General features: G+C 69.2%; 8 protein-coding genes and 1 pseudogene. 4 read left to right on the top strand and 5 right to left on the bottom strand.

Translation table 11 applies throughout. From position 1 onward, the window contains the following. Window positions 1-1,089: serine/threonine-protein kinase (locus tag FMEAI12_RS07875; protein WP_146776652.1), on the bottom strand; the 1,089-nt coding region annotated here is incomplete at its 3' end. Between the two features lie 13 nt (window positions 1,090-1,102). After that, window positions 1,103-2,272: an FHA domain-containing protein gene (locus FMEAI12_RS07870; RefSeq protein WP_200835221.1), complete on the bottom strand. Its 1,170-nt coding sequence runs from the start codon at window positions 2,270-2,272 to the stop codon at window positions 1,103-1,105. A 290-nt stretch (window positions 2,273-2,562) separates the two neighbouring features. Between FMEAI12_RS07870 and FMEAI12_RS07865 the strand changes: the two genes are divergently transcribed. After that, window positions 2,563-2,838, top strand: coding sequence for a hypothetical protein (locus FMEAI12_RS07865; protein WP_146776651.1), 276 nt, complete (start codon window positions 2,563-2,565; stop codon window positions 2,836-2,838). A gap of 216 nt (window positions 2,839-3,054) precedes the next feature. Beyond that, window positions 3,055-3,339 carry a transposase gene (locus FMEAI12_RS07860; protein WP_235013806.1) on the top strand — a complete coding sequence of 95 codons (285 nt, stop codon included), beginning with the start codon at window positions 3,055-3,057 and terminating at the stop codon, window positions 3,337-3,339. Between the two features lie 648 nt (window positions 3,340-3,987). Here the strand turns inward: FMEAI12_RS07860 and FMEAI12_RS07855 are convergent. Then, window positions 3,988-4,794 carry an SAM-dependent methyltransferase gene (locus tag FMEAI12_RS07855; RefSeq protein ID WP_235013807.1) on the bottom strand — a complete coding sequence of 269 codons (807 nt, stop codon included), beginning with the start codon at window positions 4,792-4,794 and terminating at the stop codon, window positions 3,988-3,990. Window positions 4,795-5,059: 265 nt separating this feature from the next. Here FMEAI12_RS07855 and FMEAI12_RS39775 point away from each other — a divergent pair. Then, window positions 5,060-5,331 (top strand): annotated as a pseudogene (locus tag FMEAI12_RS39775) (DUF4406 domain-containing protein); the annotation flags it as partial. A 101-nt stretch (window positions 5,332-5,432) separates the two neighbouring features. On the opposite strand, the gene FMEAI12_RS07845 reads toward FMEAI12_RS39775, so the two are convergent. Continuing rightward, a complete protein-coding gene (locus FMEAI12_RS07845) occupies window positions 5,433-5,759 on the bottom strand; it encodes a rhodanese-like domain-containing protein (protein ID WP_112105511.1) in 327 nt (108 codons plus the stop codon). Window positions 5,760-5,840: 81 nt separating this feature from the next. Between FMEAI12_RS07845 and FMEAI12_RS07840 the strand changes: the two genes are divergently transcribed. Further along, complete coding sequence (locus tag FMEAI12_RS07840; RefSeq protein WP_112105510.1) at window positions 5,841-6,503, top strand: TetR/AcrR family transcriptional regulator; 663 nt, start codon at window positions 5,841-5,843, stop codon at window positions 6,501-6,503. Here the strand turns inward: FMEAI12_RS07840 and FMEAI12_RS07835 are convergent. After that, window positions 6,465-6,911: an aldo/keto reductase gene (locus FMEAI12_RS07835; RefSeq protein ID WP_255565666.1), complete on the bottom strand. Its 447-nt coding sequence runs from the start codon at window positions 6,909-6,911 to the stop codon at window positions 6,465-6,467. The genes FMEAI12_RS07840 and FMEAI12_RS07835 overlap by 39 nt on opposite strands. Window positions 6,912-7,091: the final 180 nt, after the last annotated feature.

The following is a 7,091-nucleotide window of genomic DNA, read 5'->3' as shown; positions in this document are numbered from 1 at the left end:
GTCAGCGGGGGCGGCGGGGAGCGCCGCGTCGGGCATGACAGTCACCGCGAACCTGGGATCCTCGCCTGCTGCGCCTGCCTGGGGAGCCCCCGGCCCTGGCATCACGGTTGCGGGGTTCGGGCCCGCGGAGGCGGCGGGTTCCGCGGTTGGCGGCGCCAGCTCCGGCCGGTCGGGACCGGCGACGGGCTCTGCGTGGTCGGCGGCGTAACGGACGTCCTCGGAGAGGTGCAGCGCCATGCCGGCACGGCTGAGCCATCGTGGGCCGTAGGCCTGGCGGGCGGCGGTGGCGAGATCGAGGGCGAAGGCGTAGGCGGTGGGCTGGCGGTCGGCAAGGTCCTTGGCCAGGGCACGCAGGATGACGTCGGCGAGCCGGGTCGGCACCCCGGGCGGTGCGGACGGGACCGTGTGCTCCGCGTAGTGGAAATAGGACCAGGGCTGCGGCCAGTCGCCGAACGGCGACTGGCCAGCAAGCAGTTCGTAGAGCACCGTCCCGAGCGCGTACAGGTCGGTGCCCGGCCCCATCCGGCCGTAGCGGAGGGGATCGAGCTGTTCGCGCGGCATGTACTTGGGGGTGCCGACGCCCGCGGTCACGTTGACGGTCATGCCACCGAGGATCTTCGAGATCCCGAAATCGGTGACCTTCACGACGCCTTTGGCGTCGAACAGGATGTTGTCCGGCTTGATGTCGCGGTGCAGCACACCGTGGCTGTGGGCATGCTCGAGCGCCTCGGCGACGCCGAGGCCGACCGCGCATGCCGCCTCCGGGGAGAGCTCCGCCCTGCGGTCCGCCAGCGTTCCGCCCGGCAGCAGCTCGAGGATGATCAGACATACGCCCTCGGCCTCGATCATGTCGTACACGCGCACAATGTGCCCATGGTCGAGGGTGGCGAGAAGCTGGGCTTCCGCGAGGAATCCGGCCGGAGCGCCTGCCCTCGTATCCGAGAGAACCTTGATCGCGACATCGCGGCCCAGGCTGCGCTGTCGGCCCATGAAGACATGGCCGGAAGCGCCGTGGCCGACCTGGTCACCCACCTCGTACTTGTCCCCGAGCGCGGCGGCGACCAGCGCGCGCATGAACGTGCCTGGCATGGGCAGGCCCGGATCAGCGCAGGATCGTGGGCGCGTCGGCGGCAGCCTGTGGCTGGCGGCGCTTCGGTGCGGCGTGCTTCCAGGCGTCAGCGACCTCGTTGGGGAACAGCTGGCCACTGCGGGTAAGGACCACGCCCTCGGTGATCTTCACCTCGTCGCCGAGATGGAAGGCGTAGTCGGCACCAGGATCCAGCAGCGTCCACTCGCCAAATCCGAAGTTGCGCCGCGCCGAACGCATCCAGGTCCCGGGCCGGCTGATGTCACGGACCAGCACCTTCCCGTCGCGGAAGGTCACGACGAGGTGCTCCTTGCTGATCCGGGCGGCGACATCGCGATCGAGCAGGTCGAACAGCGCGATGCCGGCCTCCACGTGGCGGCCGATCACCCTCTCGGATCCCTCCGACAGGGTGTAACGGACGGGTGTCGCGCCCCCGGTGATGAGGACCTTGAGCTGAGTGGCGCGGGGACGCGGGCCGTCGTCGAGAAGGGGTGTGCCGTGCACCGCGCAGACAGCCACGTTCCCGCGGATCCGCGGTGGAAACACGTTGCCCTGCCTCTTGCGGACGTCGTAGAGGGTGCAGCGCGGGTCCTGGCAGCGCCATGCCCGGCCAAGATACCTCAGCAGCGGCCGTCGCCGACGGTCGAGGAGACCCATCGCCTTGTGAACGTCCCGCTCGCCATGCCGAGAGATTTCGTACGCCGGCCGCAAGCCCATGTCCTGAGGAATCAGCCGGACCGCGCTGCCCGCCTCGTTCGCCTTGACAGGCTTGAGGAAACGCTCGGTGTCGCCCTGGATCCACGGGTGCAAGTCGCGGTGGCCGACATACAGGTCGCCGCTGATGACCGGGAGGCCGGCAGATGCCAGCTCGAGAATCCGCTCGTCGGCCTCGTCGACCTCCTCTACAAGGCCGTCGGCTACCCAGCGGTCCAGTCTGTCGGCGTCGGACGGGTCGGTGAACTCCGCTCGTCCTCGGCCCGTGCGCAAGCTCCGGTCCGCGACCAGGTACACCCCGACGTCCGGGTCCCCGGTGAGCCGCACCAGTGCGTCAAGAACGAGGACGAGCCGGCGAAGGGTACGCTTCCCCGGCCCGCCGAAGGGGTTAGGGCGAACGATGTTGGACAGGTCGAGGACATACTCGGCGTTGCCCCAGCCAACCAGATGCCGTTCAAGGTCCTTGGCCACAGCGAGCACCTCCTCCCCCATGGAGGCCCGGCAGATGCGGGCCAAACGCGCACCACGCTATCGACATGGACTGTTACGCCGATGACCGGGTCTACTGCCCGCGCGGATCAGCCTGTGGGTGCCCGAAACTCGTCCGTAGGATCTGACCAGGGCTTCTGTCTCAGCCGGTGATCGATAGGCCTTCCGTCGAAGGCGATCGGACACCTGTACCTCTGCCTGTCGTCCAGCCGTGCTCTGCCGGCCATCAGGTGCTGTTGACCGGGACAACCACCGTGTGGATGATTCTGGCCATGGCGGTTCGGCTGATCTACCTCGTCTTCTGTCGGCTGGTGGGCTGGCTGGGGCTGGTGGCCCGCAGCTCGGCGACGAAAGACGCCGAGATCCTTGTGCTCCGCCACGAACTCACCGTGCTACGCCGCCAGGTGCCCCGGCCCCGGTACTGCTGGGCCGACCGCGCCATCCTCGCCGGCCTGGCACGGCTGCTCCCGCGCACCTCATCGCCGACCTTGCTGGTCCGCCCTGAGACGATTCTGCGCTGGCACCGCCACCTGGTCCGCCGCCGCTGAACCCAGCCGCACCGCCCACCCGGCAGGCCCTCCACCCCAACGGAGATCCGCCAGCTGATCCTCCGCCCGACGAACAGCTGGGCCACCCAGCAAGCCCGCAACCTGCCCATTACTCTGGGTGAGTAGGCCGCACGGTTCCGGTTCCTCATCCGTGACCGCGACACGACGTTCACCGCCGTCTTCGACACCGTCTTCACCACCGACAACATCGATATCGTGCGGACACCCGTACGGACCCCGGTCGCGAACGCTTTCGCGGAACGCCGGGTCGGTACCGTCCGCCGCGAATGCCTCGACCACCTCCTCATCCTCGGCGAACAACACACCACCGCCGTCCTCACCGACTACATCGACCACTACAACCAGCACCGACCCCACCGATCACTCCAACAACAGGCACCGCTCAGCACCGGCACCAGCCCACCGCCCGAACCCGACACCTCGACCGTTCGACATGATCGGCTCGGCGGGCTCATCCACGAATACCGGCAGACCGCATGACCCGACCCCAGTTTCCGGCACCCACACGTCGGTCTGGCGAACCAAATCCCAACTGAACGCCAACCCTCCGCCCGGAGCCGACACCTGGCCTACCGCGCGACGTCCCGCCGGCGAGCAGGCTTCGAGGTTGCCGTGCCGTGCTGGCGGGACAGCCGGCACCTCCTGACCAACACACGATCACGGCCCGGTGAGCCTGTCGGATCAGACAGCGGTTCGCATTGTGCGAGCTTTGCACCCGGCAAGAAGTTCAACAAAATGCCAGGTCACACCGATAGTCACAGTGACCAGTGGTCAGAACCGCGCACAATGCGAACCGCCACCCCGCCATCCCCGGCCCCACAATTTCCATCCCCAACCGCGAGAACAGGCCATCTACCAGCGGAAACGCACAGCCACGCCGTCGTGCGTCCGTACACGGCGCATGGGCCCCGACCCCAGAATGACACCGGATCCCCGCAGGATCCGAAGGCGATCTTTCACCACCTCCGTTTCCCTCGTCACCACTCGCGGGCCGTTACGACCACTTCGTGAGCGGACTGCAGCAGTCCAGCGGTCGCGCCTGTCAGCGCGACCAAGACCCCGCCGATCGTGGCCACCAGCCCCGTGACGCCGTCCCCCGGAGGACGGCCAGCCCCGGTCGAGGACGGGCTACGGCTTGCGGCCGACCCCGCCGAAGATGTGGAGCGGCTGCGGCTCCGACCCGGGCGCGGGCCGCCAGAGGGGCGTTGAGACCACGCCTGGCTCGACGAGGTCGAGGCCGTCGAAGAAGGACGCGACCTGCTCCGGGGTACGCAGGTTGTAGGGGTGCCCATCTGCCTGGGTGATCTCGATTGCCTTGTCCACGGCCTCGCCGTGCGTGCCATCGTTGAGCGCGAGGTAGCTTCCCGGCGGCACCTCGTCGAGTAGCCGTTTCACGATCTTTTTCGCCTCGTCGGTGTCGGCGACGTTCCCCATGATGCCGAACATCACCAGAGCGACCGGCCTGGTGAAGTCCAGGAGCTCGGCCGCCCCCGCGAGAATCCTGTCGGGGTCGCGCACGTCGGCCTCGATGTAGGCGGTGGCGCCGCCGGGTGCGCTGGTCAGCAGCGCGCGGGCATGCACCAGCACCAGAGGATCGTTGTCGACGTACGCGATGCGGGAGTCCGGGGCGATCCGCTGCGCGACCTCATGGGTGTTGTCGGCGGTCGGCAGGCCGGTGCCGATGTCCAGGAACTGGCGGATGCCCACCTCGCGGGCAAGGAAGGTAATCGCTCGGACCAGGAACTCCCGCTGCGCGCGGGCGACCCGCACGATGTCCGGGTAGACCTCGAAGACCTTGTCCCCCAATTCCCGGTCGGCGGGAAAGTTGTCCTTGCCCCCGAGCCAGTAGTTCCAGACCCGAGCGGAGTGCGGCACGCTCGTGTCCACCCGCGACCATGCGCTCTGCGCCGGCTCGTCAGCACCCATGTCGACCATCATGCACCCCCGGGTGCACCCCGGATTTACCCCGCAGCCGAAGGCCGGTGCCCCGCGTCCGGGGTACGGCACGTGTTGTCCGGGGTCCGGCGCCCGGTGTCGACACGTCGACAGCGCCAGCAGGGCGACCTCAGTCCGGTGCCAGCACCGACCACGCCATCCGTGCATGCCCCGACCAGGAGTTCCGATGTTCGACTCTGATGCTGTGGCCGCACCTTCGGGGCAGACGGTAGGGCGCCGCGTCCGACGCAGCAGACCCCCTGAGGCCCGCCTGGAGGAAGCTGCCTGGCCGGTCTTCCGCAGCGGCGACGTCCCGATGATCGGAGAGTGGGTCGCACTGCCCGTGTTGCGCGGCGCGGGCGACACCGGCCCGGCCGACCCGGTCGCCGGACAGATCATGTACCCCACCGCGGAACGCCTGCTCCAGCATTGCGACGGTGCTCCGGCTACCCGGCGGAGTCCACCGGCGCCGACCAGGGCATCCAGATCGCCCAGGAGCGGGGCCTGCCGGTCTACCGTCGGGTCGAGGACATCCCGGCTACCGAGACGCCTAGCGACGAGCGCGCGGCGCCCGGCTTCCGGCTTCCGGACGAGTACCACCAAACACCGACAGGCCCTGCCGCCGCGGCGGTTCCGGGTTAGGCCGATTCGGTCGGCAGGCCAGCCGCCACCCAGTCCTCGATGCCCTCGCGGTACTTGCGGACGTTGGGGTAGCCGAGCGCGGTGAGCCGGTCGGCGACCTGGCCGCTGTTCGGGCAGGCAGGGTTGGAGCAGTAGGTGACGATGGCGGTGTCGCGGTCCGGCAGCACGGCCGGTGCCTTGGCGTCGACCTCGGTGGGGCGCAGGGCGAGGGCGCCGGGCAGGTGCTGCTGCGCGAAGTACTCGCCACCCAGCGCGTCGACGACGGTCACGTTCCCGGCGGCGATCGCCGCCTTCAGCTCGTCACGGGTAATGAGTGCGGTCATGCTCCCACCTCCAAAGAATCGGACTATAGTCCGGTTGTGCAGGAGAACCTTAGCGGACCGCAGTCCGGTTGCGCAACACCGTTGGAGCTGCTTCGCACCCCGCCGCCAAGGGAACGAGCTGACGCCGCGCGCAACCGGGTCGCCGTGCTGGACGCCGCCGCCCGGCTGTTCGCCGAGCACGGAGTCGCGGCGGTCTCCATGGACCAGATCGCGGCGGCCGCCGGGGTGGGCAAGGGCACCCTCTTCCGCCGCTTCGGGGACAAGGCGGGCCTGGCGGTCGCACTGCTCGACACGCGGGAGCAGATGCTGCAGGAGGCGATCCTGCACGGGCCGCCGCCACTCGGCCCCGGAGCGGCGTCCTCCGAACGGCTCACCGCGTTCGTCGGCGCATACCTCGACTACCTGCTGGAGCACCTGGACCTGGTACGGATGTCGGAGACCGCGACACCCGGAGCCCGCTACCGGATCGGGGCCTACCGGTTCTGGCACCGACACGTGGCGATCCTGCTGGACGGCGCACCCGATCCGGACCACGCCGCGCACACCCTGCTCGCCGCACTCGCCGCCGACCACGTCGCCGCGCTGCTGGCGGAACTCGGCGAGTCCCGCATCAGAACCGGCCTGCACCGCCTCGCCGAGAACTACTCCGAATGGCGCCGCCGTTCCCCGGAATCCCCTTCACCGCCGGGCGTTCTCGGACCTTCCTCAGGCGGCGGCGCGGTCGTCGGCCGGCCGTCGGCGTAGCGTGGCGTGCTCGATCGCGGGTGGGGCGTAGGCCATGTCGAGCTGGCCGACGTCGGTGCCGGGCGCGACAATCGCGGCGATCTCCTCGAGGATCTTGTCGTCGAGGGTGATATCGGCGCCGGCGAGCAGGTCGTCGAGCTGTTCCATGGTGCACGGCCCGATGATGGTCGAGGTGACGGCGGGATGGGCAACCACGAACGCCGCCGCAAGGTGGGTCAGCTTCATTCCGGCCTGTTCGGCAAACGGAATGAGCTGATTCAGCCCCGTCTGCCGCGACCTCCATACCCGGCTCATCCATATCCGGGATCGGCATGGACGACATGGCCTCCGGCGACGGGCTGACCACCGCGGCCAGGTGAGGACGGCCAGGGAATCGTCAATGGCACCTCGTGCGGTGGAATCCCACACTCGTGCAGGGCGGCGATGCTCCGGCCTATGGCCGCGCCTCCGCGATCACCGACGAACCCGGACGGCGAACGTTAGCTGGCCCGGTAGATGAGGGGCTGGGTGTCCGCGTCGGCGTGACCGGCTGGGGCGAAGTCGGTGTCGGTGTCGATGTCGGTCGAGGGGGATGCCGAGCCTGGGGGG

Source organism: Parafrankia sp. Ea1.12 (assembly GCF_900465275.1).
Taxonomy (GTDB): domain Bacteria; phylum Actinomycetota; class Actinomycetes; order Frankiales; family Frankiaceae; genus Parafrankia; species Parafrankia soli.
This window is presented reverse-complemented; position numbering and strand designations above follow the sequence as displayed.